This is a genomic window from Polynucleobacter sp. (assembly GCF_040400325.1).
Taxonomy (GTDB): Bacteria; Pseudomonadota; Gammaproteobacteria; order Burkholderiales; family Burkholderiaceae; genus Polynucleobacter.
Window position 1 is genome coordinate 1 of the sequence record NZ_JBBAQK010000038.1, and the last position, 2,022, is coordinate 2,022.

The following is a 2,022-nucleotide window of genomic DNA, read 5'->3' on the forward strand; positions in this document are numbered from 1 at the left end:
AAATCCGACTATTTGTAAAGCTATAAATGCAACCGCAACAGTTTCTGTAGTTGCTGCTACTTCAGCTAATGCAACCTACCAATGGTTTTCTCAAGCAGCTACTGCTTCGACTTGGACTACACTAGTAAACAATGCTAATTATTCAGGAGTAACTGGTTCGACATTAACCATTACAAGAACGACAACCTCTGTTCCAGCAAAAGGAACAAAATACAAAGTTGTAGTTAGTAGTGGACAATGTGGTGATGCTACCTCTGCAACGGCTACTTTAGAAGAATCATTGCCTTCTGTGGCTGGAACAATTACTACCAGCACAGCATCTGTTTGTTTAGGTGGTTCAATTACCTATACTTTATCTGGTTATGTGGGATCAATTGAATGGCAATCTCTTGCAAGTGCTACAGCTACTTCAGGAACAGTTGTAGGAACAGGAGTTAGTTATACAGCCAATAACGTTAGCGGAACTGTTTTATATGTTAGAGCAGTTGTAAAAAATGGCTCATGCTCTACGGCAACTACAGCAGTAAAAACTACAATTGTGAATCCAATTTCTGTTGGAGGAACTATTACTGGTACTGGAACTTTATGTTCAGGATCAACTGGATTGGTAAAAGTAACTGGGCACACTGGAACGACATTGTTATGGGAGTATTCTACAGATGGCGTTAATTATACTGCAGCGCCTGCAATAGTTGGAACAGCAGCACCTACTTTTACCTCTAATTCAACCAGTAATGCTTCTACGAGTTATTCATTTAAAATTATCTCAGGAACTACCTATTTTAGATTTAAAAGTTCAAATGGAGCGTGTGATGCTGCCTACTCCAATGTAGTTCAATATACTATATCACCTGCAATTGCTGGAACAATAAGCGGAGCATCAACCGTATGTTTAGGTGGTGGAACGACTTTGACCCTAGCAAATGCTGTTGGCACAATTTCATGGCAGAGATCGACTAACTGGAACGCTGCAACTCCAACATGGAACACAGTAGCAGGAACAACCACAAGCGTGGCAACTGGCAATTTAAGTGTTTCTACTGCTTTCCGAGCAAAGGTAACTTCTAGTACTTGTTCGACAAGTATTGCAACTACAGGAAATTTCATTGTAAATATTGCCCCAACATCTGTTGCTGGAACCATTTCTACCAATACGGCATCTGTTTGTTTAGGCGGTTCAATTACATATATTTTATCTGGTTATGTAGGATCAATTGAATGGCAATCACTTGCAAGTGCTTCAGCTACTTCAGGAACAGTTGTAGGAACAGGAGCTAGCTATACAGCCAATAATGTAAGCGGAACTGTTTTATATGTGAGAGCAGTTGTAAAAAGCGGCCCATGTTCTACGGCAACTACAGCAGTTAAAACTACAACTGTGAATCAAGTTTCTGTTGGAGGTACTATTACCGGTACGGGGGCTTTATGCTCAGGAGCAACAGGATTGGTAAAAGTAACTGGGCACATTGGTACGACAGTTTTATGGGAATATTCTACGGATGGCGCTAATTATGTTGCAGCGCCTGCATTAGTTGGAACAGCGGCGCCTACTTTTACCTCTAATTCAACCAGTAATGCTTCTACGAGTTATTCATTTAAACTAATCTCAGGAACTACCTATTTTAGGTTTAAAAGTTCAAATGGTGTTTGCGATGCTGCTTACTCAAATGTAGTTCAATATACTATATCACCTGCAATTGCTGGAACAATAAGCGGTGCATCAACCGTGTGTTTAGGTGCTGGAACTACACTGACCTTAGCGAATGCTGTTGGAACAATTGCATGGCAGAGATCGACTAACTGGACCGCTGCAACTCCTACATGGAATGCAGTAGCAGGAACAACCACAAGCTTGGCAACAGGGAATTTAAATGTAGCCACTGCTTTCCGAGCAAAGGTAACTTCTAGCACTTGTTCTGTAAGTACTGCAACCACAGAAAATTTTGTTGTTGGTATTGTTTCGTGTGGGGCAAAAATAAAATTGGATGAAAATCCATTTAGAGTTATTGCTAGTCCTAACCC

Annotated in this window: 1 protein-coding gene; it reads left to right on the forward strand. The window is 40.8% G+C overall.

Features of this window, described 5'->3' with window-relative positions; all coding sequences use genetic code 11:
* Nucleotides 1-2,022, forward strand: a 2,022-nt coding sequence (locus tag ABWP14_RS11365; protein WP_353203085.1) for a DUF8696 domain-containing protein, incomplete at both ends; no start/stop codon positions are given.